This is a genomic window from Chryseobacterium contaminans (assembly GCF_001684955.1).
Classification (GTDB): Bacteria; Bacteroidota; Bacteroidia; order Flavobacteriales; family Weeksellaceae; genus Chryseobacterium; species Chryseobacterium contaminans.
On sequence record NZ_MAYF01000249.1, the window covers coordinates 1 to 505 of the forward strand.

Annotated in this window: 4 tRNA genes; all 4 read left to right on the top strand. The window is 48.7% G+C overall.

What is annotated here, in order from left to right:
• Positions 1-81 precede the first annotated feature (81 nt).
• The 4 genes from BBH99_RS13085 to BBH99_RS13100 all read left to right on the top strand — a co-directional run bounded on the left by BBH99_RS13085 (position 82) and on the right by BBH99_RS13100 (position 487).
• Positions 82-154: transfer RNA gene (locus BBH99_RS13085), tRNA-Met, on the top strand.
• 38 nt (positions 155-192) lie between these two features.
• Positions 193-265 (top strand) — tRNA-Met (locus BBH99_RS13090).
• Positions 266-303: 38 nt separating this feature from the next.
• Positions 304-376 (top strand) — tRNA-Met (locus tag BBH99_RS13095).
• A 38-nt stretch (positions 377-414) separates the two neighbouring features.
• Positions 415-487: transfer RNA gene (locus tag BBH99_RS13100), tRNA-Met, on the top strand.
• The last annotated feature ends 18 nt before the right edge of the window (positions 488-505 follow it).

Below are 505 nucleotides of genomic sequence, written 5' to 3' on the forward strand. Positions count from 1 at the left end.
AAAATAGTTTTCATAAAAGTCCTTTATTTAAAAGAAAAATTAGGATTTTGAAAAAAAAGTCGTACATTTGCAATCCAATATCGCGGGATGGAGCAGTAGGTAGCTCGTCGGGCTCATAACCCGAAGGTCATCGGTTCGAGTCCGGTTCCCGCTACTAAGTAAGTGTTGTCGGTAAACACTCTAAAAATACACCGCGGGATGGAGCAGTAGGTAGCTCGTCGGGCTCATAACCCGAAGGTCATCGGTTCGAGTCCGGTTCCCGCTACTAAGTAAGTGCTGTCGGTAAGCACTCTAAAAATACACCGCGGGATGGAGCAGTAGGTAGCTCGTCGGGCTCATAACCCGAAGGTCATCGGTTCGAGTCCGGTTCCCGCTACTAAGCAAGTGTTGTCGGTAAACACTCTAAAAATACACCGCGGGATGGAGCAGTAGGTAGCTCGTCGGGCTCATAACCCGAAGGTCATCGGTTCGAGTCCGGTTCCCGCTACTCAACGAGAGAAGTAAT